The following is a 23,951-nucleotide window of genomic DNA, read 5'->3' as shown; positions in this document are numbered from 1 at the left end:
CACCTCCTTCTTTTTAAAGAAGCATATCTAATTTAGCTATCTAAATTACGGCAACTATAAATAAATTTTTTTTATGAAATTAATTAACCCAAGATATAAAGTCTTTTTGACTTTGATATTATTATGTATTCTTACTTGTATCGTAAGTTGTAAGGACAATAAAAACCAAGATCAATTAGTAAAAACCGATAGGGAGGTTAATGTAAAAAGTAGTTTCAATTTAAATAAAGAAATTGAGAATTGTGAAATGCAATTAACTACCTCGTCATCTAAACTCACAGATTTAACAAAGCATCCTCGTTTAATTGAGAAAAACCAGACAGAATGGAAAGAGGTTTCTAATAATAAACTGGTGTGGACTTCTGGTTTTTATCCAGGAATTTTATGGTACATGTACGATGTTACAAATAATGAAAAATGGAAAAATGAAGCTATTAAACGTACCGAAGTATTCGAGGACTTTAAAAACATTACCGAGCACCACGATATTGGTTTTATGATGTTTCCTGCTTATGGCAATGGATATAAAATTGGGGGTAAAAAAGAGTATAAGGATATTTTGTTAACATCAGCAGCCTCTTTAGCAACAAGATTTAATCCAAAAGTAGGTACTATAAAATCATGGTCAGTAAAAATGCATCCACGTTGGAAACAACATCTTACCATTATAGATAATATGTTAAATTTAGAATTACTGTTTTGGTCCGCTAAAAACGGTGGTGATTCTACGCATTATGATATAGCAGTAAAACATGCTGAAACTACAATGAAAAATCATTTTAGAGAGGATTTAACCTCTTGGCATGTTTTAGAATACGATTCTATTTCTGGTAAAGTATTAAATAAACACACAAAACAAGGTTATGCAGATAATAGTAGATGGTCTAGAGGACAGGCTTGGGGCGTTTATGGTTATACTATGGTGTATAAGCAAACCAAAGATAAAAAGTTCTTAGATTTTGCTGAAAAAATAGCAAATAAATATCTGTCCTTGCTTCCAGAAGATATGGTGCCTTGTTGGGATTTTGATGTTCAAAATGACCCAAAAGAAGAAAAAGATGCCTCTGCCGCAGCAATTGTGGCTTCTGCATTGTTAGATTTAAGCACGTTAGTAGAAGATAAAGAAGATCAAAAGCGGTATTATAATGCAGCAGTAAATATGCTAAAATCTTTAGGGTCAGATAAGTATTCTGCAGTTGGTAAAGCAGATTCATTTTTATTACACTCAACAGGAGCTAAATCTTTAGGACACGAAATAGATGTTGCTTTAATTTACGCAGATTACTATTATATTGAAGCCTTATCTAGATTAAAAAAATTACAGACGAAAAAATAAGCCTTAAATGTTCATAATAAAATCCTTTTTTAGAAATTTAGTAATATTACATTCCGTGGTATTTATATTTGGTTGCTCAAGTATTACAAAAAAAGAAACCAAAGAAAATATTATTGAAAATGAACAAGTAAAACCAAATTTACTATTCATTTTCCCTGATCAATTAAGGAATTCTTCAATAGGAATAAATAAAGAAGACCCGGTAGTTACCCCTCATATAAATAAATTGGCAGAAGAAGGTATTACTATGTCTAATGCTATTAGTAATTATCCATTATGTAGTCCGTATAGGGCTATGTTAATGACCGGTAAATTACCATATAATAATTCGGTTTTAACAAACAGTAATTCTGGTAGATATAAGTATAATAATTCTTGGCAAAAAAAGGATGTTAGTTTTTCAGACGTATTGGTTAAAAATGGTTATGATGCAGGTTATGTGGGTAAATTACATCTTACATCACCACCACCTATCGATGGTAAAGATTCCTTAATCTGGGATGCTTATACACCAAAAGAACTTCGTCACGGATTTAATTTTTGGTATTCATATGGTACTTTCGATATACATAACAATCCGCACTATTGGATAAATGATGCTAAAGAAGAGGAATTAACTTATGTTAATGAATGGTCTCCAAAACATGAAGCCGATATTATTATAGATTATATTAAAAACCCATCGGCAAAAACAAGGAATAAAGATAAGCCGTTCGCATTATTTTGGTCTATAAACCCTCCACACCCACCTTATCAATACGTTCCAGAAAAATATTTAAAGTATTATAAAGATAAATCATTAGATGAATTGTTGGTAAGAGAGAATGTAGTTTTAGATTCAGATGCTAAAGATTTGGCTTTTCACTCGGGCGCATCAAGAAATAGAACGCATTTAGCCAAAGAACACGTTCGAGATTATTTTGCGATGGTTACGGGTGTAGATGATCAAATAGGGCGTGTTTTAAAAGCCTTAGAGGAACAAGGTTTAGATGATAACACCATTGTAGTTCTTACTTCTGATCATGGCGAAATGATGGGTAGCCATGGCTTAATGTCTAAAAATATTTGGTACGAGGAAGCACTCAATGTACCTTTTATTATTAGGTGGCCAAATAGAATTAAAAAAAATCAAAAAAACGATTTAATAATAAGCGCCACAGATATTATGCCAACCCTTTTAAATATGATAGAAGCCACGGATGGTTTCCCAACTAATTTAGATGGTAAAGATTTATCATCGATCATATTAAACGGAGAAGGGGATAAACCAACATCTGCTTTATATTATTTTATTAAAGAAGGACAGCCCGAATCTGGACATAGAGGTATAAGAACCCACAAACACACCTATGTGATTACTATCGATAAAAAAAATATTGAACGTAAGTTTTTGTATGATAATGAAAATGACCCATACCAAGAAATAAACCTTATTGGTAAGGAGGTTACAATAGAAAAAAAACTACATAAAGAGTTGCTTAAAAACTTAAAAGAAAAGAAAGATCCTTGGTTAGGAAAATATCAAAACTTAAAATAATGCTCTCATAATGAAAACATGTATATTTCGTTTTTTTTATATATTAAAAGTACCTTTTAGGACTGCTAAATGGTCTCTTGTAATTGGGTTTTTATTGCTAATTGTTAGTTGTAAAAATGAAAATAATACGACTACTTTTAAAAGTGATTTTAAAAGTGTAGCAACTAGAACATTTATTAGTCCTCAATATTGGGCAAATCCTATGCAAGATTGGCAAGTAGCCAATGATAGAATAGAGTGTTTGGTAAGTAACGAAAATAGAAATATCCATTTATTAACAAGGCAACTTTCAGAACAAGAAGGCAGCTTAGAAATGCGAGTTCGTTTAGGGTTTTTTAACAATGAAGTATCAAACCTGAATAAAAATTGGGCTGGTTTTAGTATTGGTTCTAAAGGGCAATTTAATGATTATAGAGACAATGCTGTTTTTGGTAAAGGAATTAATATAGGAGTTAGCACAAATGGCACTTTATTTATTGGTAAACCAAGACCTAATAATGATAATAATAAAAATGTAATTAAGGCTTTAAATACGGGTGTTGAGTTAAAAGTTTTAGTAAGCCCCAAACAAAATAAATATACCATAGATTTTTCTGTAATTGATGTAAAAACAGGAAAAACGATAAGTCATATTTCTAAATCAGATATTTCGCCAGAGCGTCTTATTGGGGACGTTGTTTTAGTAAGTAATTTTGAAAATAAAAACGGAGCAAAAATCAACAATACAAAAAGTGTATGGTTTCAAGATTGGGAAATAGCAGGCAGTAAAATTGAAAAACATGATGACCGTTCTTTTGGGCCAATTATGTTCTCACAATACACTTTAAGTCGCAATACTTTAAAAATAACAGCGCAAATGGCGCCAGATGATAATGAGGGTAAAGATGTTGAATTTCAAATAAAAGAAAACAACATTTGGAAAACAATATCAAAAGCATCTATAGATAAAAAAGCCCGTACAGCAAGATTTAAAATAGAAAATTGGGAGGATACTAAAGCGTGTAATTACAGATTAGCATATGTTTTAAACGAAGCAAATAATAAAGTAAAAACATATTATTGGGAGGGTATTATTAGAAAAAATCCTAGGGATAAAAAAAATATTGTAGTTGCTGGTTTTACAGGAAATAACGATTTAGGCTTCCCTAATAACGATATTGTAGAACAAGTAAAATATCAAAATCCAGATGTGTTATTTTTTTCTGGGGATCAAATTTATGAGCCTGTTGGAGGTTACGGTATTCAGCGAGAACCTTTAGATATAGCCACCTTAGATTATTTGCGAAAATGGTATATGTATGGCTGGGCGTATAGAGAGATATTAAAAAGTACACCTACAGTTGTAATAACCGATGACCATGATATGTATATGGGCAATATTTGGGGAGAAAATGGGAAAGCCTCACTGAAAAACGGAACACGTACAGAAATCCAAGATAGTGGTGGTTATAGAATGTCCCCAGAATGGGTAAATATGGTAGAGCGCACGCAAACAAGTCATTTGCCAGACCCCTATGATGCAACTAGTGTAGAAAGAGGTATAGGTGTTTATTATACACAGATGAACTATGGTAATGTTAGTTTTGCGATTATTGAAGATAGAAAATTTAAATCGGCACCAAAAGCATTACTTCCAGAAGCAAAAATTGTAAACGGTTGGCCGCAAAATAAGGCGTATAATATTAAAAAGGCAGATGTGCTATCCGCAAAATTATTAGGAGATAGGCAATTAAATTTTTTAAGTAAGTGGTCGTCAGATTGGAGTTATGGCGCAGAAATGAAAGTCCTATTATCACAAACTATTTTTGCAAATGTAGCAACACTTCCGGAAGAAGCTATGACAGATGCTATTGTACCAACACTAAGAATATTAAAAGCAGGTGAATATCCTAAAAATGATATGCCTGTAACAGATATGGATTCTAATGGTTGGCCTCAGACAGGAAGAGACAATGGTGTTAAAGCCATTCGCAAAGGATTCGCTTTTCATTTAGCAGGGGACCAACATTTAGGTAGTACTATACAATATGGAGTAGATAATTTTAACGATAGTGGTTATGCATTCTGTGTGCCTTCTATTTCTAATTATTGGCCTCGTAGATGGTACCCAATGTTTGAAGGGGAAAATAGAAAAGAGGGCTCTCCAAAATATACAGGACAATTTGAAGACGGTTTTACAAATAAAATTACTGTAGAAGCTATTTCGAACCCTTTGTATACAAATAAGCTTCCATCAGAATTACATGATAGAGCTGCTGGGTACGGCATTGTGCGTTTTAATAAAGAGTATAGAACAATAAAGATGGAGTGCTGGCCTCGTGGAGCAAACCCTCAAAAAGGCGATTCGGAGCAATATAGCGATTGGCCAATAACCATAAGCCAAACAGATAATTTTGGTAAAGAGTGGGGAACTACATTGCCAAAAATTAAAGTGATTGGTTTAGTAAATCCTGTGGTTCAAGTAATTGATGAAGCTAGTAAAAACATACTTTACACTTTAAGAATTAAGGGAGACTCGTTTACACCTAAAGTTCCAAAAAAAGGCAGTTATACAATAGGTATTTCTGAGCCAGATAAGAAAATTAGTAAAAAAATGTACAATATTAAAGCATCAAAAAATAATACCGAAAAATTATTTTTCGATTTTAACTAGATAAGGGCATTAAATTTGTCTTACTCATTATTTAAAATAAATATTTTAATTATAAAGAGGTACTTATGAATCTATTCAATAAAACAATAGTATCTACATTTTTAGCATTCTTAGTAGTATACTTTGGTTATTCGCAAGAAAGCAAAAAACCTTCTGTAGAATCCTTTGAAAAAGAGACTGTTTTAAGCGAGTATAAAGCTTCTAATAGTAGTTTGTCTACAAGTTCAGCTCATTTTAAATTTGGAAAAAAATCCTTGCAGTGGAGTTGGAGTGGACAAAGTAATTTTGGAACATCAAATTTTAGAATTTTAAACCATGATGAAAGCCCATTGGCATATGGAGATTATTTTCCTGCATCTCCCACTTTAGCAATATCATTATATAATGAAACCCCTCAAGAAGGAACAATAACTATTTCTTTTGAAAAAGAAGGTGTTAAAGAAGTTTGGTTTAATCTAGAGCTGTCTTTTAAAGGATGGAGGCGTATCTGGGTGCCTTTTTATGAAATGCAAGGTAACAAGCCAAAAAAAGGAGCAGCCATTAGTTACGATTATTTTAGAGTAAGTACTAATACTAATAGTGGAACCCTATTTTTTGATGATATTATTTTTTCTCAATACCAAGATGATAGGCACCAGTATCCAGATACTATGGTGCCATTTATTAAATCAAAAATGCAATCGGGAGAGGATCATTGGATGCCTTTAATTAGTAATTACGAACGTATAGAGAATATAGATGCTAAGCCTATTTCTAGTCCAATAAGGGGGGATTTAAAAAAAATCGAAGAATATATAGATCAAGATTTATCGGTAGCCAAAAAGGGCGGGGTTTATATGAATACTCTAAAAGAATTATTCCAAAGTCTAAATATTAATAATGTAGGAAAAACGGTATTAGGGCCACCATTAACTTTTAAAGCTGAACAGGAATATTTTAATGTAAAACAACAAGGTCCCAATAAGTTTAATGATATACACGACTTAGGGAAAGTGATGAAAAAAATTGCCAGTTTTCATGGCAAAGCCAATGATTTAGAAAGGCAAGAAATTGAAAAGATGTTTATTACAGGCGCAGGGTATTTTTTAGATCAAGGGTGGCAAGCTGGTGCATCTGGAGGCACAAGACATCATATTGGTTATGGTGTTGGAGAAATTACCGAAGCCTTTTTTATAATGCGCCAATTATTACATAAAGAAGGTTTGTTGAATGATGTAGGATCGAGTTTACATTGGTTATTTAATCTAGGAATGGTTTTAGATAACGAAAAAGAGTTCCATGTAAATATTGATTATTTAAATACACAATCGTACTACCATTTAATGCTTATTTTTTTATTAGATAGTCAAGAAAAGCAAGCAGCTTTATTAAGAGCATATTCTAAATATACGTCTATTATTTTAGCACAACAGAAAGAAGAATGGGGGTTTAAAGCAGACGGTACTTCATGGCACCATAATGGTCATTATCCGGCATATGGTATGGGCGCATTTAAAAAAGTTCCAAAAGTTATAAGGGCCTTATCAGACACAAAATTTCGTATAAGTACAGATGGACATAGAAATTTTAAAAAAGCATTTTTAGCTACACGTACTTATAGTCAATTATACGATTGGGGTTTTGGTAATGCAGGCAGACACCCATTAGATGGTACAAGTTCAATAGCATCTTTAAAAAATCAATACTTATTAATGGCATATTCTGGAAACCCAGAAGGAACCTCAAAAATAGATAAAGAAGTTGCGGCAGCCTATTTACGTCTTTGGGGTAAAGATGATATTGTCAATACGTTTGTTTTTACAGAAGATGGTGTTCAGAAAGAAATTTTAAGAGGTTACCATACAATGCCTTATGCAGCTACCGCTATATATAGACAGAATGATTGGGCAGCTATAATTAAAGGGTATAGTAGATATGTTTGGGCATCAGAAATTTATGTAGCTTCAAACAGGTATGGTAGATACCCAGCTAACGGAACGGTTCAATTATTAAATAGTAAAGGAGAAAAGAGTAGCGGGTTTCACCAAGAAGGATGGGACTGGAATCGTTACCCAGGGGCAACCATTATCTATTTACCTTTTAAAGAGTTAGAGCCTAATTCGCCTTTACTCATGTTTAGGTCTAATGAAACATTTGCCGGGGCAGTTAAATTAGATGGGAATGGTGTTTTTGGAATGATATTGAATGAGGAAAAAGGTATTAATGCAGAGCCACCTAACAAGCAATTGGGTTTTCCTGGAAGGTTAAAAGCAAAAAAAACGGTGTTTTCATTTGGGGATAAGATTATATGTATTGGTACAGATATATCTAGCGTAGATGATAAAAACCTTACACAGACTAATTTGTTTCAAACGTTTTTAACAGATAAAAAAAATCCTATTTATACTTCAGATAAAAAAATTACAAAATTTCCTTTTGAAGGGCAGTTGCCTAAAAATACAAAAGCAGAGAATTGGTTAATAGACCCCTATGGAAATGGATACCATATTTTATCTAACCATGCCGTTAACTTTAAGAAAGAAAAACAAAGTTCGTATCATAATAAATACTCTATAAATACGGGTAAAATGAACCGTAAAGGGAAAGGAGTAAAGGAAACCGAAGGTAATTATGCTTCTGCGTGGATTAATCACGGACTAGCCCCTAAAAATGAAGGTTACCAGTATGTTATTTATCCTTTTAATAATGAATTGCAAATAAATAGTTTTAATAAAAAAATAAAAAAGGATACGTCTTATGCTATTTTAAGAGCAGATAGTATTGCTCACATTGTAAAAGACTTAAAAACAAACACCACAGGTTATGTGGTTTTTGAGGCAAATACCAATATAGAACAAGGTATTTTAAAAACAGTTTCTAAACCAGTTTTGATAATGGCTAAGGAAGAAAGTACCCAAAAAACAACATTAAGTGTTGTGCAGCCAGATTTAAACTTTCCAGAAGACAAGAATGGAAAATTAAAAAACTTTAGTGAACCACTAAAATTTGCTATTACTGTGAATGGAAGATGGTCAACTTTAATAACAGATAAAGTTATTTCTGTAGATAATTCAGAAGAGGTAACCACTATTTTTTTAGAGCTTAAAGATGGCTTTTCTCAAAAAATAACTTTGTTTAAAATGTAATTTTTAGCAAATATTTTAACCTTTTTTACTATAATTATGCGAATTTTTTTTCTTTTATATTTTATAGCTTCAAGTGCTTTTGCACAAGAATCTATAATTTGGAAAAAGTTTACAGGGGAAATTTCAGATCCTAAAATTCCTAAACTTTTCGATTATTCGTATGCAGGTTATAAATTAGGTGAAGAAGGAATTCCTAAACGTTTTAAAAAGGCAACTATTTTTAATGTAATAGATTTTGGAGCCATACCAAACGATTCTTTTTCTGACCAAAAAGCTATACAATCCGCAATTAATGCTGCCGAAAAAAATAATGGAGGCATTGTTTTTTTTCCTAAAGGCGAATTTTTAGTAAATGTAAGTCCCCAAAAAACGAACCCAATCACAATAAAATCCTCTAATATAATTTTAAAAGGCAGTGGTTTAGGTAGAAACGGAACAGTGATACATATGCAAAATCACATGTTACAAAGCTATCCTAATGAACCAGAGTGGAAAGTAAGTTATATGTTTAAATTTTATTCTAATAAGAGTAAAAATGTTGCAACTAATATTACAATAAATGCAGAAGAAGGCGCTTTTGTAATTGAAGTAGAAAACCCTAATATTTTTAAAAAAGCTAAATACATTCGGTTAGAAATGCCTTTTAGTATAGATGCAATTTCAGAATCTTTAGGTGGTAAAAATACGCGTCCGCATTGGGAAAAGATAAAAGAAAAAGGAGTAACTTTTGTAGAGAACCATGAAATAAAAAGTATTTCGGGTAATAAAATAACCTTAAAAGATCCTTTGGTAAATACTCTCAAAACAGAGTATGATTGGCAAGTGATGCCTTTTTATCCTATAGAAAATGTGGGTGTAGAAGACATTTTTTTTAAAGCAAATTTTAAGGATAAATTTATACATCATAAAAATTTTATCCATGATAATGCCTGGTCTATGATTTCTATGCAAAACGTTTCAAATTCTTGGGTAAGAAGATGTAGATTCAGTAACATTACAGGCGCTGTTTCAATAAATGCTAGTTACGCTTCTTCTCTTTTAATGCTATTAGTAGAAGGCAATAGTGGACATAAATTAACCAATGTAACCCAATCAACAAGGGTGTTAACAGGTTTAGTTTTTGATGCTACAAATAATGGGCAATGGCATGGAGCATCTATGTCTCATAAAACCTCGGGCTCTGTAGTTTGGCGTGTAAAAACCCCAAAGCAAGGGTGGGATTCGCATGCAGATATTCCAAAAAACAATTTAGTCGATTTGTATGAAGCATCTAAAATGACTGCTCATGGCGGGTTTTACAAAAACGAACCACACCATTTAAAAGGTTTAACACTTTGGAATTATAAAAGGGTAGGCAATACGGTTTTAGATTATGATTTTTGGAGCCTTTCTGGCAAAGGTATGTATTGGGGATTTTCTGCAGTAAATCCTATAATTGTTGGTTTACACGGCTCTAAAACTACATTTAATAAAGATAATATTGGTTATTTAGAAAGTTTGGGAACTAAAGTTTTTCCAGAATCTTTGTACGAAGCACAATTAAAATATAGGATAGGGAGAATGCCAAATTGGATTCGTAAAAGCCAAAAAGAATGGAAAAAAATAGAAAAAAAATGGCTACGAGAAAAACTATAAAGGTTAGACAAAGCAAAATAATATTGTTTTTATTTTTAATTGGTATTCTAATTTCATCTTGTAAACAGAGTGAAAAAAAAATACCAATTGAACAAGATGTAGTTTTAAATCAAAACCAACCAAATATAGTTTTGATTGTTACGGACCAACACCAAGCCGAAGCTTTAAGTATTGCAGGGAACTTAAATGTAAATACACCAAATTTAGACAAGCTAGCAAAAACAGGAATACGTTTTAAAAACGCCTATGTAACATTTCCGTTGTGTACACCTTCCCGATCTAGCATGTTTACAGGTAAAATGTCGCATACTTTAGATGTAAATTCTAATGAAAAAGGGGATAATGTTATGCAGCCTCAAGATAAAAAGCTAGGCCTAGGAAATGTTTTAAAGAATGCTGGCTATGATTGTGCTTATGGCGGAAAATGGCATGCTCATGAAGCCGCTATTGTAGAAGGTAATGGTTTTGAGAAAATAGCTGATTTTGGAGATATTCCACTAGCAGAAAAATCGATTAACTATTTAAAATCTAGACAAGGCAAAAGACAACCTTTCTTCTTGGTAACATCTTTTGATAACCCTCATAACATTTGTGAATGGGCAAGAAACCAGCCTTTACCTTATGGTAATATTCCTCCAGTGCCTTTAAACGATACTCCAGAATTACCAGTTAATTTTATGAAATCAGAAACTTTTCCTGAAGCTTTACAAATAGAGCAAAATGCTTCTGTAAAAACATATCCAACAAAAAATTATACCAAAGAAGATTGGCGTCAATACCGATATGCTTATTACAGATTAGTTGAAAAAGTAGATAAAGAAATTGGTAAAATTATTAATGCTATTGATAGTTTAGGTTTACGAGAAAAAACGGTAATTATATTTACTAGTGATCATGGAGATGGTAATGCATCTCATGGTTGGAATCAAAAAACAGCCTTATTTCAGGAAAGTATAAAGGTGCCTTTTATCATTAATTATAAAAATACTTCCAAAGAAAAAATAAATTCCACTTTAATTTCTAACGGACTAGATTTATACCCAACAATTTTAGACTATGCAGGTATTCCTGTTTTCGATGGTCTTTTAGGAAAAAGTATTAAACCGCTTATTGAAGGTAAAAGCGATTATGAAAAACACGATAATATAGTTGTTGAAACCAAATTTGAAGGTAAGCAAGCTTATGGTACTACAGGAAGAGCTGTAATTGGTAAACGCTACAAATATGTTATTTACAATTGGGGTAAAAATAGAGAGCAATTTTTTGATTTGGAATACGACCCGTATGAAATGAATAACCTTATTAACTCTAAGAAACATTTACAAAAGGTAGATGAATTTCGCAGAAAATTAATCGATTGGTGTAAGCAAACAAAGGACACCAAGTTCTTAAAAAAGGTCATGTTGCCAAGTCATACCGCTATAAACTCAAGCGAGTTGTTTGATAAACCTTATTAAAAAGCGTTAATGTATCTGTTTTAAATTACAAATTTTTACTATTTAAATGGATGAAGAGTTACTCCTTAGTAACTGTTATTTATAAGAAAATTTTAAAGGATTATAAAAACTAAACTTTAGAACAATAACCAAATAGAAAAGACTATTTAGAAATAATATGTAATAGGTTTTTAGAAGTTAAAGGGTGCCTAAAGTTAACAATGATAAACCTTAGGTAAATGGTTATTTTTAATTAGTTGGAGTTAATAATAACAGGATGTTTCAAAATTTTGAAGTTATACAGTAGAATAAATTTAGTAAATTTTAAATGAAAAAACCGAACCTAAAAACAATAGAGTGGATTTTAAGAATAGGTATTTTTATGACTTTTTTAGGCCATGGTGTTTTTGCAATTCAAGGAAACCCCAGTTGGATTAAGTATTTAGAAACTGTTTATATCCCAACAGAATCTGCTCATACTTTGATTGTATATATTGGTTGTTTAGATGTTGTTGTAGCTTTATTTATACTATTAAAACCTTACAATAAAATAATTATTTGGGCTGCTATTTGGGCTTTTTTAACAGCTTTAATTCGCCCAATATCTGGAGATTCTATTTGGTCTTTTATTGAACGTGGAGCTAATTTTATGATGCCATTAGCGCTGTATTATACCCTTAAAATGAATAAATTATAACACGTATGAATTTAAAAATGAAGTTAGCATATAGCAAGGCAAGTACTTTTCTACTTTTAGTAATGTTTATTTGCGGAAGTTTTGCTCAAAATAAAGACCAGGGTATTTTTAATAAGCTCAATTTTAATGAAGATTTATTAAAATCAGTAGAGAAATCTATAAAAAGTAATCAAAAGGATCAAGCATTAAAAGACTTGCTTACTATTTATAGAGAAAAAGATAATTTGTATTTACAGGTTAATGAAAATGATGTTGTTTTTATTAAAAAAGAATATCCAGAAAATGTTAGGAAAACCATGAAAGTGGCAAATGATGTTCTAAATCAGTATTTTCTATTTCGAGATGATTGGGATATGGAAAAAACAAATATTCCATATCAATTTAAAGGAGAAATAGATTGGACTGTAATACCAAACGGGGATGAAGAATGGTGTTATATGTTAAATAGGCATAAGTTTTGGATTGATTTAGGAAGAGCCTATTTGCTCACTAGAAACGAAAAATATGCTAAAAAATTCGTAAAACAAGTAACGCATTGGATAGATAGCAATCCATTAAAAGACGATTTAAAGCACTTTACATGGCGGAGAATCGAAGCGGGCATTCGGTGCGAAAACTGGATAAAAGCTTTTGAGTATATTAAAAATTCTAAACACGTAACTCCTGAATTTCTAGAAAAATTCTTAACCTCATTATATGAGCATGGAGAATATATAAACAGTTCGTTTAATAATTTCTCGCAAACCAGTAATTGGGGAGTTCTAGAGTTTCATGGATTATTTAATGTGGCTCATTTTTTAACAGAATTTAAAGTAGCCAAACAGTGGCAAAAAGAAGCTTTAGATAAATTAACTACCTGTGTTAAGTTGCAAATTTTACCAGACGGAACACAGTGGGAGCAATCTCCTATGTACCATAATGAGGTGTTTCATTGCTATATGAATGTTAATTTATTAGCGCAACGGAAGAATATTAAGCTTCCAGAAATTATTATTCAGAAAACTAAAGATATGGCATATGCCAATGTAAAATGGCAGAAACCTAATTATCATCAGCCGTTATTGGGAGATAGTGATGATACAGATTTAAGAGGATTGTTAACACTTGCTTCTTCATTATACAATGATTCGGTTTTAAAATCTAGAGCTTTTGAACAACTAGATTATGAAACTTTATTCATAACAGGTATAAAAAATAAGGATATCTATAATAATATGACTTCAGAATCGCCTAGTTTTTTAAGTACATACCAGCAAAGTTCTGGCGATTTTTATATGCGAACTTCATGGGAGCAAGATGCAACATATACAAGTTTTCATTTAAAAAAGTTAGGCTGTGGACATGGGCACGATAACTTGTTGCATTTTACCATTTTTGCTAATAATAGAGATTATTTAATTGATGGAGGCCGTTACTCTTATGTGGATGATAAATGGCGAGAATTTTTTAAAAGTAACATAAGTCATAATACATTAGGGGTAGATGATATGCCCAATACGGTATATAAAGATTCTTGGACTAACACTTTTGAAGCACGGTCTAATGCCATATTTACAGAATCTACAAAAACGTATGATTATGCAGAGGCAGAAAATACGGCCTATAAAAGATTAGAACATCCTGTTTCTATGAAACGAAGATTATTGTTTTTAAAGCCCAATATATGGTTGGTTTTCGATAGTTTTTCATCAAATGGTAGCCATAAATATTCGCAATATTTTAATTACCCTAATAAGAAGGTTAAAATAGAAAATGATGGATTAGTAACCACGTATGATAAAAAAAATTTAAGAATACAGCCAATTAATGATGTTGATATTAAATTAACCGACTCTTGGTGGTCACCAGAGTATAATTTAAAAAAAGAGAATAAAAAAGCCGAACTATTTAAAAAGGTAGAAGGCTCTACTTCATTTATTTCTCTTTTGTATTTCCCCGAAGAAACAAAACTCAGTTTTAAAAAAACACTAGTTTATACCAGAAATAATGTGGTGTTAAAAGATGAAGATGCAGAGGCGATAACAATTACTATCGATGAAAAAGAATATACACTACTAGTAGTTCATAACTCATCCGTACCAGCAGCGCATTTTTTAAAAGTAAATAACCAATTTGTAAGTGGAGAGGTAGTTTTAATTGAAAAAAGCAAATTAGAAAACGATATTCACATCATTAAGGATTAAATAAGTAGGTGTTTAGTGTTAATTTGCCCCCTCTTGATTGAGCATTTTCCCCCCTTGTGTTTTCATATTTAAGGAGGAACTTGCTACTTGTAATACAATGTTAAAAATCTTTAAAATACAAAATGTAATAATGTTTTTTAAAGTGATTTGTATATAGAATAAAAACGGCTCTACATGAAAAAAAATCTTATCCTGTTTATACTTTCACTTGTCATGCTAGTATTTAATTCTTGTCAAACTTCACAAAAACAAAAAACAATCAAATTAGCGCATGGGTTAGATATGAGTCACCCTGTACATAAAGCCATGCAGCTTATGGGTGAGGAACTCGAAAAAAACTCTAAAGGGAAATTAAAGTTAGAGATATATCCAAATCAGCAACTAGGGTCAGAACGTCAATGTCTGGAGTTACTGCAAATAGGAAGCTTAGATATGACCAAAGTATCTGCAGCTGTTATGGAAAATTTTTCACCAGATATGAAAGTATTTGGATTGCCTTTTTTGTTTAGAGATCGCAAGCATACTTTTAATGTTTTAGATGGTGATATTGGTAGAGAATTATTAGATGGCGGAAAAAAATATTGGTTAAAAGGTCTGGGATATTATGATGCTGGGAGTAGAAGTTTTTATACAAAAGAAAAGTCAGTAGTGTCTCCAAAAGATCTAGAAGGACTAAAAATAAGGGTTATGGAAAGCGTTACTGCCATGAACATGGTAAGTAGTCTAGGTGGTTCTCCTACACCTATTTCTTCAGGGGAATTATACACAGCATTGCAACAAGGAGTTGTTGATGGAGCAGAGAATAACCCACCAACGTTTTATTTATCAAGACATTATGAGGTTTGTAAGTTCTTTTCTCTAAATGAGCATACTACTATTCCAGATGTGCTAATTATAAGTACACATTTATGGGAGCGTTTATCCAAAGAAGAACAGAATTGGTTGCAAACGGCTGTTGATGCTTCTGTAATATATCAAAGGAAGTTATGGGCAGAATCAGAATCAGAGGCTTTAGAGGCCGTAAAGAAAGCAGGTGTAAAAGTTGTAAGACCAGACAAATCATTATTTAAGAAAAAAGTGGAGCCTATTTATGAAAGTTATAGGGATAATGAATCTATATATAGCCTTATTAAAAGAATTCAAGAAAGTGAATAACTATGGAATTAAGAAAAAAAGTTGATCGCATTTTAGGGAAGGTACTTGCTATAATTATGGGGGTTATGGTTGTTAATGTATTATGGCAGGTTTTTACCAGATTTATAGTTGGTACACCAAGTTCCTTTACCGATGAATTGGCACGGTATCTTATGATTTGGGTGGGAGTATTAGGAGCTGCTTATATTTCGGGGCGGCGCATGCATGTTGCCATAGATTTATTACCAACAAAGTTAAATAAAGAGGGGCAAACAAAACTAAAAATATTTATCAATTGGATTATCATTGTTTTTTGCTTTTTCGCATTAGTAGTTGGGGGACTGCGTTTAGTGTATATAACATTTACTTTAGGGCAGTATTCTCCAGCCTTACAAATACCCTTAGCAGTAGTTTATTTTGTTATTCCGATAAGCGGAATTTTAATAATTTATTACAAACTTTCTGATATTATAAACAAACAATTATAATGGAATATTTACCTATACTCATCTTAGTACTTAGTTTTATTGGGTTATTATTAATAGGTGTCCCTGTAGCATGGAGCATAGCTATTTCGTCGTTATTAACGATGATGACAAGCATATCAATGCTACCTGCACTTACAACGGTGTCTCAACGTATGGCTACAGGTTTAGATAGTTTTGCTTTATTAGCGATTCCGTTTTTTGTCCTTTCTGGTCAGCTTATGAATAAAGGAGGGATTGCGCATCGTTTAATAGACTTTGCAAAAACAATAGTAGGTTCGCTTCCAGGAGGATTAGCTTTAATTAACGTCATTGCAGCTATGTTAATGGGGGCTATTGCGGGTTCTGCTATGGCATCAGCATCTGCTATGGGTAGTATTTTAGGTCCAGAAATGGAAAAAGAAGGCTATTCAAAAGAATTTGGAGCCGCAGTAAATATTACATCATCAACCACAGGATTAATAATTCCACCTAGTAATGTTCTTATTGTATATTCATTAGCAAGTGGAGGAGTGTCCATTGCTGCATTGTTTTTGGCAGGATATATACCTGGTATTATAACAGGGTTGTTTCTTATGATAGTAGCTTCGTTTTGGGCTAAAAAGAAAGGCTATAAAGTAGGTAAAAAAAGTACTTTAAAGGAAGTAGGAAGTTCTTTTGTAAGAGCATTTCCTAGTTTAATGTTATTAGTAGTAGTTATTGGGGGTATAGTTGCTGGTATTTTTACAGCCACTGAAGCATCTGCAATAGCCGTACTATATACACTCGTTTTAGGAATTATATATAAAGAGATAAAATATAAAGACCTATCACAAATTTTATTAGATTCTTGTGGCACAACAGCAATTGTAATGCTGTTAATAGGTGCTTCTATGAGCATGTCTTGGGTAATGTCTTATGAAAATATTCCTCAAAGTATTAGTTCTGTATTGTTGACTGTAAGTGATAATCCTATTATAATTCTTTTAATAATAAACTTAATATTATTGTTTGTAGGTATTTTTATGGATATGACACCAGCAGTTTTAATCTTTACACCAATATTTTTACCAATTATTGAAAAATTAGGAATGGATCCTATTCAATTTGGAATTATCATGGTAATGAACTTAAGCATAGGCTTATGCACACCACCAGTAGGCTCTGTTCTTTTTGTTGGGGTTGGTGTAGCAAATACAACCATAGAGAAAGTTATTAAACCTCTTTTACCTCTCTTTATAGCAATGATAATAGCATTGTTTCTAGTAACTTATTTCCCTCAGTTAAGTCTATGGTTACCTAGTTTATTAGATTTGTAAATAGGTGTTAGGTAAAAAATAGATTACTCCTAGGATTAGATTAGTATAAAAATGGAAGATTTAGGTATATTATAAGGCTTCTATTGTATGATAACCCAATTAAGAAACAAAGCCTAATGAACACAGTTACTATACAAGATAATAAAACAAAAAAATATAATGTATTGCCAATTAAGGCAGATTGTCTTAAAATAACAGGAAAGGGAATAGATCAAAATTGGAAATACGCCGAAGTATTATCAGAATTTGTTTCTCCTTGGGATAAAAAAGAAATACGTAAAATTGAATTTAGATCGCTATACGATACAAAAACGATTTTTTTTTATTTTAAAGTGGAGGACTCTAAAGTATATATAGACACTTCGGATAATAAAATTTCGAATATTAATAATTCAGATAGAGTAGAGCTTTTTTTTAGGTCGAGCAAATCTATGGATCCATATTATTGTTTAGAAATTGATCCAGATTCAAGAATTATGGATTTTATGGCACGCCCAAACAAGCAATTTGATTTTGATTGGAATTGGCCAGCAAATGATATAACCGTTAAATCATCTATTGAGGCCACATTTTTTACAGTAGAAATAGGAATAAGTATCTCTTCGCTGAAAAAGTTTGGTTTATTAAGAAATGGAGAGATTGAAACCGGAATATTTAGGGCAAAGTACAATAAAAAAGAGGGTAATAAGTACCAGCCTACTTGGATAACTTGGGTCGACCCTAAAACTGAAAACCCCAATTTTCATACCCCTAGCTCTTTTGGGATGCTAAAATTACATAACTTTTAATCTCCTGTATAGGTTTTAATGCTCTCAGAATTAATAATATTTATGGGTAATAATATTTGACTAGGAATTTCTTTATCGAAAAGAAAATGTTCAATTAAATGTTTTAGTCCAAGATAAGCTTGTTGCTTTGGATTTTGATGTATTAAAAAATCGATATTTCCCTTTTTTAAAAAGGAGATATTTTCACGTAATAAGTCATAACCAACTAATGCTATTTTTTTTTCATGCTCATTTTGAAGAATTTCGGCCACTTGATAACTCTTAGATGTTGTTACAAAAATCCCCTTCAATTCAGGGTGTTCTGCCATAATACTAGTTAATGTTTTTTCTATATTAGAATGTTTTAATTTGTAAGTTATAATGTTGTATTTGGGGGCGTTTAATTCCTGAAAATAGCTTTTAAAACCTTTTTCTTTTTCTTGCATATGTATGGCGTTATTGTATTTTTCATCAATATGAATAATTGCAAGACCTCCTTTACTTATAATGCTACTTAGTAGTTTAGCGCCAATTCTACCACTTTGAAATAAATCTTGTCCAATAAAATTTTTTGCAGGGGAAGAATTAATATGATTGTTAAATATAGAAACAGTGATTCCTGAATTACTATATTCTTCTATAATAGTACTAGCTTCTTTAAAAAATAAAGGAACTAATAGTACGGCATCTGGAGCTACTGCTTGTATAGTTAAATTAGCTTTTAAGAACGATGCAGTACTTGTTGGGTTAAAAAAGTAGATTTCCACATGGATTCCAAAAGCGTTAAATTCTAAAACAGCTTTGTTAATACCAACAATACAAGACTCCCAGTATGCATCCTTTTTAGGGTCGGGTAGTAAAACGCAAATGGTATAAATTTTATTATTCTTTAATTGTTTCGCAATAAAGTTTGGTTTAAAATCTATATCATCAAGTATACTATTTACTTTTTTTAAAGCAGTTTCCGATACTTTCCCTCTTTTATGAAGAACTCTATCAACGGTACCTTTAGAAACACCAGCTAACTTAGCAATATCTTTTATGGTATATTTTTTCATAGAGAACGAATATAGTAAATTCACTCTAGATTAAATATAATGTGCTCGAACACATTTTAAGCTTAAATCCTTTTATATCCCATAATAACATCCTATTTTTGTGCTGTAAAGAGGTGATTTTAGTTGCTTTTTTAAAACTATTAATGGCCTATAATTTATAATAATCATGAGTAATAGAAATACACCAACACTTGTAGTTTTAGCCGCCGGAATGGGAAGTCGTTATGGAGGGTTAAAACAAATTGACACATTTACTCCGGAGGGGGATAGTATTATTGATTTCTCGATATACGATGCTCTGCAAGCAGGGTTCGGAAAATTTGTATTTATCATTAGAAGAAGTTTTGAAAAAGAGTTTAAAGAAAAGTTTAATAAAAAATTAGAAGGAAAAGCGGAAGTTGTTTATGTATATCAGGAACTAGAAAATGTACCTAAAAAATATATTAACCCTGAAAGAACAAAACCATGGGGAACAGGGCACGCCCTGTTAATGGTAAAAGATTCTGTTACGGAAAATTTTGCAATTATCAATGCAGATGATTTTTATGGGAAAGAAGCTTTTGTTGTTATGGCAAAATCTTTAGCAGCCAAAAATAAAGAGTCATATGATTTTAATACAATGGCCTATTTGTTAAAAAATACAGTATCAGATTATGGGTTTGTTTCAAGAGGGGAATGTAAAGTAAATGAAAAAGGATACTTAACAGATGTTACAGAACGTACTCATATAGAAAAAATAGACGGTAAACTAATGTGTAAAGATGAGGAGGGTGAATTTATACCAATTGATGAAGACACAGTGGTTTCAATGAATTTTTGGGGCTTTACTCCAAAATGTTTTGAGTTTGGAGAGGAGTTGTTTCTAGAGTTTTTAGAAGCTAATAAAGAAAATTTAAAGGCTGAATTTTATATACCTTCAGTAGTAAATGAGATATTAAAATCTGGTACAGCTACCGTAGAAGTTTTAAAATCTAATGCAAAGTGGTTTGGTGTTACTTATAAAGAAGATAAAGAAACCGTAGAAAAGGCAATTGGGGAATTAAAAAAACAGAATATTTATCCACTAAATCTTTGGTAGTATGTTATTAGAAAAGCTAAAATATATTTTTAATAAATTTAACCATCAAGGCACCTTTGATTCTTATAAAGAATTAGCTTCTGGGTATATTAATGACACCTATTTAATAGAAACAAAAAAGAAACCATATTTTGTTCTACAACGTATTAATCACGATGTGTTTAAAGATGTGTCTGGTCTTATCGAAAATAAAGTTAATGTAAGTCGTCACCTTCAGGAAAAACTAGCAAACTTATCAGAGGAAGAACTAAAAAAACGTGTGCTAACATTTGTGGAGACAAACAAAGGAGAACCCTATTATAAAGATAATGATGGGGATTATTGGAATATGATGCACTATATTCATGACAGTATCACCTATGATATGGTTACAAATAAAGAAGTAGCTTATGAAGGAGGAAAGTTGTTTGGCGAATTTTTAAATCTAACGAGCGATTTTAACCCTAATAATTTAACAGAGATTATTCCAAAATTTCACGACATGTCATTTAGGTTCTCTCAGTTTAAAGCGGCTATGAAGGTAGCTCCTGAAAAGCGATTAATACAAGCAAAAGAGTCTATTGAATTTGTTGAAAATTTGAAAGAAGAAATGCATATTCTTCAAAATTTAAAAGATACTGGTGCTATAAAATTACGGGTTACACATAACGACACAAAAATTTCGAATGCTTTATTCGATTTAAATAATAAAGGACTGTGTGTTATTGATACGGATACAGTTATGCCTGGGATTATACATTATGATTTCGGGGATGCCATAAGAACTATATGTAATACGGCTTCAGAAGACGAGAAAGATTTAGCTCTTGTAAAATTTAATATAGAGTATTATGAAGCTTATGTTAAGGGGTTTCTAGAGAGATTAGGAGATTCATTAACGCCTATAGAATTAGAATACCTGCCCTTAGGAGCAAAATCTATCATATTTATTATGGGTTTAAGGTTTTTAACCGATTTTTTAAATGGAGACACATATTATAAAATAGAATATACAGACCATAATTTAGATCGAGCAAAAAATCAATTCAAGTTAGTAGAAAGTTTTTCTGATAAGTGGGATGAGATTCAAGAAATAATGAAGAAGTACCAATAAATAATATATTGAAACAAGAAGAGGTATAGTTCCTCAGAGTTAATAACAAAAAATAGATAAGTTATTGTTATAGTTACGCTAGCAAGGGGTTTTTGTTTCTAAGTTTTATAACTTAGATAAATGGGGTGTTCCTTCCCTTTCTGAAAACTATAAAAGATTAAGCGGTAGATAAATATTTTTTGTAAAATGAGCTATAAAAAAGGAGGTTTTAGTTTATTTAATAGAGTCTCCTTTTGGAGGTGTTATTGTATCTTAACTTTATGGTTTAATGGGGAATATAACAAACAAGAACAAGTAATAAATGGGGTAAATTTTTAATAAGAGATCAATTAGTAATTATCATTTTTTTCCTTGTTATGCGCTCATGCTATTGATAAAATCAAGAATAGAGAAGATAGGTAAAAGTATTTTATAATATATAACACAATAAAAATAATAAAATGTTTAAGAGTCATATTGATAAATCTACAGGTTTTGAAAAACGTTTTGAAAACGCAGGTACTATAGTCTATGAAAATTCAGCAGAAGCTTCAAAATCTGTTGCAAAAGAAATAGCAGATCTAATTAGGGTTAGGCAGGCTCAAAAACAGCCTTGCATTTTAGGATTAGCAACAGGGTCTTCTCCAAAAGGATTGTATGCCGAGTTGGTGCGTATGCATAAAGAAGAAGGCTTAAGTTTTAAAAATGTAGTATCATTTAACTTGGATGAGTATTATCCAATGGAGCCAGATTCTATTAATAGTTATGTACGATTCATGAAGGAACTGCTATTTGATCAGGTAGATATCCTTCCAGAGAATTATCATATCCCAAATGGAATGTTATCCAAAGAAGGGATTGCGGATTATTGTGACCAATATGAAGCAAAAATAGAAGCTTTAGGAGGTATTGATTTGCAAATTTTAGGTATAGGTGGTAATGGTCATATAGGATTTAATGAATCTGGGTCTTTACAGAATTCAAAGACACGTTTAGTAGCTTTAGATCATGTTACAAGAGTCGCTGCGAGTAATGATTTTTCAGGTTTAAATAATACACCAAGAACAGCCATTACCTTAGGAATTAAAAAGATAATGGAAGCTAAACGGGTGATACTTATGGCCTGGGGAGAAAGAAAATCCAATATCATAAAAGCCTCAGTTGAAGGAGCTATAACAAATCAAGTGCCAGCATCTTACTTACAAGAACATAACAATGCCACTTTTGTTTTAGATAAGGAAGCAGGGTCAAAATTAACCCGTATTAATACCCCCTGGCTAGTAGAGAAGATTGAATGGACAGATAAACTTATTAGAAAAGCTGTTTTAGGTTTAGCACTACATTTAAATAAGCCAATATTAATGCTTACAGATGCCGACTATATAGAAAATGGAATGAGTGATTTACTCGCTAATTCTGGACCAGCTTATGATGTTAATATCAATATTTTTAACAAACTACAAAATACCATCACAGGTTGGCCTGGAGGAAAACCTAATGCAGATGATAGTAAACGTCCAGAGCGTGCAGAGCCAGCAAAAAAACGAGTGATTATTTTTAGTCCACATCCAGATGATGATATTATTAGTATGGGTGGCACGTTTAAAAGATTGCATGACCAAGGGCATGAAGTACATATCGGTTATCAAACATCAGGGAATATAGCCGTAGCAGATGATGAAGCACTTCGTTTTGCAAGCTTTGTTTGTGATTATAACAATAAATTTGGAATTAAAAATACAGAGGCTGAAGATATTTATAAAAGAGCGGTAACTTTTCTGAAAAACAAAAAATCTAGTGAAATAGATACAGAAGAAGTAAGGTATATAAAAGGATTAATTAGAAAAGGGGAAGCAAGAGCTACCTGTCATTTTATAGGTATTCCAGACGAGCAAATCCATTTTATGGAGCTCCCTTTTTATGAAACTGGCGCGATAAAAAAGAATCCAATTGGAATAGCAGATGTAAAAATGACTTCTGATTTAATAGAAAAGATTAAGCCTCATCAGATTTATGCAGCTGGTGATTTAGCAGATCCGCATGGTACACATAAGGTATGTTTAGATGCCGTTTTTGAAGCCGTAAAGAGATTAAAACCCGAAAAATATATGAAAGACTGCTGGGTTTGGTTGTATAGAGGTGCTTGGCAAGAATGGGGTGTGGATGAGATAGAAATGGCAGTGCCAATGGGACCTGGTCAAGTATTAGAAAAACGAAAAGGAATTTTTAAACACCAATCACAAAAAGATGGTGTAGTGTTTCAAGGAACAGATAGCAGGGAGTTTTGGCAACGTGCGGAAGATAGAAATAGGGAAACAGCCGAATTGTATGATCAATTGGGGCTGTCTCACTACGCTGCAATGGAAGCTTTTGTGAGGTGGATATATTAATTAGTATCTAATTGTATTTCTTTTTTGATGCTAAAGAAGAGCAAATAAACCAAAAACCTGTAAATTA

The 23,951-nt window shown here is 31.9% G+C and carries 16 protein-coding genes; 15 read left to right on the top strand and 1 reads right to left on the bottom strand.

What is annotated here, in order from left to right; genetic code table 11:
* The first annotated feature begins 73 nt into the window (after positions 1–73).
* The 12 genes from QZZ51_RS01455 to QZZ51_RS01400 all read left to right on the top strand — a co-directional run bounded on the left by QZZ51_RS01455 (position 74) and on the right by QZZ51_RS01400 (position 18,307).
* A complete protein-coding gene (locus tag QZZ51_RS01455; protein WP_291864862.1) occupies positions 74–1,336 on the top strand; it encodes a glycoside hydrolase family 88 protein in 1,263 nt (420 codons plus the stop codon).
* A 7-nt stretch (positions 1,337–1,343) separates the two neighbouring features.
* A complete protein-coding gene (locus QZZ51_RS01450; protein ID WP_291864861.1) occupies positions 1,344–2,873 on the top strand; it encodes a sulfatase in 1,530 nt (509 codons plus the stop codon).
* Positions 2,874–2,883: 10 nt separating this feature from the next.
* Positions 2,884–5,526, top strand: a complete 2,643-nt coding sequence (locus tag QZZ51_RS01445; protein WP_291864858.1) for an alkaline phosphatase D family protein — start codon at positions 2,884–2,886, stop codon at positions 5,524–5,526.
* A 65-nt stretch (positions 5,527–5,591) separates the two neighbouring features.
* Positions 5,592–8,651, top strand: a complete 3,060-nt coding sequence (locus QZZ51_RS01440; RefSeq protein ID WP_291864856.1) for a chondroitinase family polysaccharide lyase — start codon at positions 5,592–5,594, stop codon at positions 8,649–8,651.
* A gap of 36 nt (positions 8,652–8,687) precedes the next feature.
* On the top strand, positions 8,688–10,286 hold the full coding sequence (locus QZZ51_RS01435; RefSeq protein ID WP_291864853.1) for a DUF4955 domain-containing protein: 1,599 nt from the start codon (positions 8,688–8,690) through the stop codon (positions 10,284–10,286).
* On the top strand, positions 10,265–11,743 hold the full coding sequence (locus QZZ51_RS01430) for a sulfatase-like hydrolase/transferase (protein WP_291864850.1): 1,479 nt from the start codon (positions 10,265–10,267) through the stop codon (positions 11,741–11,743). Before QZZ51_RS01435 ends, QZZ51_RS01430 begins: the two co-directional genes overlap by 22 nt.
* 307 nt (positions 11,744–12,050) lie before the next feature.
* Entirely contained in the window at positions 12,051–12,419 is a 369-nt protein-coding gene (locus QZZ51_RS01425; protein WP_291864848.1) for a hypothetical protein, read from the top strand.
* Positions 12,420–12,436: 17 nt separating this feature from the next.
* Entirely contained in the window at positions 12,437–14,602 is a 2,166-nt protein-coding gene (locus QZZ51_RS01420; RefSeq protein ID WP_291864845.1) for an alginate lyase family protein, read from the top strand.
* A 174-nt stretch (positions 14,603–14,776) separates the two neighbouring features.
* Entirely contained in the window at positions 14,777–15,757 is a 981-nt protein-coding gene (locus QZZ51_RS01415) for a TRAP transporter substrate-binding protein (RefSeq protein ID WP_291864842.1), read from the top strand.
* Positions 15,758–15,759: 2 nt separating this feature from the next.
* Positions 15,760–16,224: a TRAP transporter small permease gene (locus QZZ51_RS01410; RefSeq protein ID WP_291864839.1), complete on the top strand. Its 465-nt coding sequence runs from the start codon at positions 15,760–15,762 to the stop codon at positions 16,222–16,224.
* On the top strand, positions 16,224–17,519 hold the full coding sequence (locus tag QZZ51_RS01405) for a TRAP transporter large permease subunit (protein WP_291864836.1): 1,296 nt from the start codon (positions 16,224–16,226) through the stop codon (positions 17,517–17,519). The genes QZZ51_RS01410 and QZZ51_RS01405 overlap by 1 nt, the downstream gene beginning before the upstream one ends.
* 116 nt (positions 17,520–17,635) lie before the next feature.
* A complete protein-coding gene (locus tag QZZ51_RS01400) occupies positions 17,636–18,307 on the top strand; it encodes a sugar-binding protein (RefSeq protein WP_291864834.1) in 672 nt (223 codons plus the stop codon).
* Here QZZ51_RS01400 and QZZ51_RS01395 read toward each other — a convergent pair.
* Positions 18,304–19,344 carry a substrate-binding domain-containing protein gene (locus QZZ51_RS01395; RefSeq protein WP_291864831.1) on the bottom strand — a complete coding sequence of 347 codons (1,041 nt, stop codon included), beginning with the start codon at positions 19,342–19,344 and terminating at the stop codon, positions 18,304–18,306. The genes QZZ51_RS01400 and QZZ51_RS01395 overlap by 4 nt on opposite strands.
* A gap of 166 nt (positions 19,345–19,510) precedes the next feature.
* Between QZZ51_RS01395 and QZZ51_RS01390 the strand changes: the two genes are divergently transcribed.
* The 3 genes from QZZ51_RS01390 to nagB all read left to right on the top strand — a co-directional run bounded on the left by QZZ51_RS01390 (position 19,511) and on the right by nagB (position 23,884).
* On the top strand, positions 19,511–20,422 hold the full coding sequence (locus QZZ51_RS01390) for a sugar phosphate nucleotidyltransferase (RefSeq protein ID WP_291864829.1): 912 nt from the start codon (positions 19,511–19,513) through the stop codon (positions 20,420–20,422).
* 1 nt (position 20,423) lies between these two features.
* Positions 20,424–21,515 carry an aminoglycoside phosphotransferase family protein gene (locus tag QZZ51_RS01385; RefSeq protein WP_291864826.1) on the top strand — a complete coding sequence of 364 codons (1,092 nt, stop codon included), beginning with the start codon at positions 20,424–20,426 and terminating at the stop codon, positions 21,513–21,515.
* 440 nt (positions 21,516–21,955) lie between these two features.
* A complete protein-coding gene (gene nagB / locus QZZ51_RS01380) occupies positions 21,956–23,884 on the top strand; it encodes a glucosamine-6-phosphate deaminase (protein ID WP_291864822.1) in 1,929 nt (642 codons plus the stop codon).
* Positions 23,885–23,951: the final 67 nt, after the last annotated feature.

Origin of the sequence: Maribacter sp. (genome assembly GCF_016744255.1) — a bacterium.
GTDB lineage: Bacteria > Bacteroidota > Bacteroidia > Flavobacteriales > Flavobacteriaceae > Maribacter_B.
Note: the sequence above shows the minus strand (reverse complement) of the source record. Positions and strands in the feature narration are given on the sequence as shown.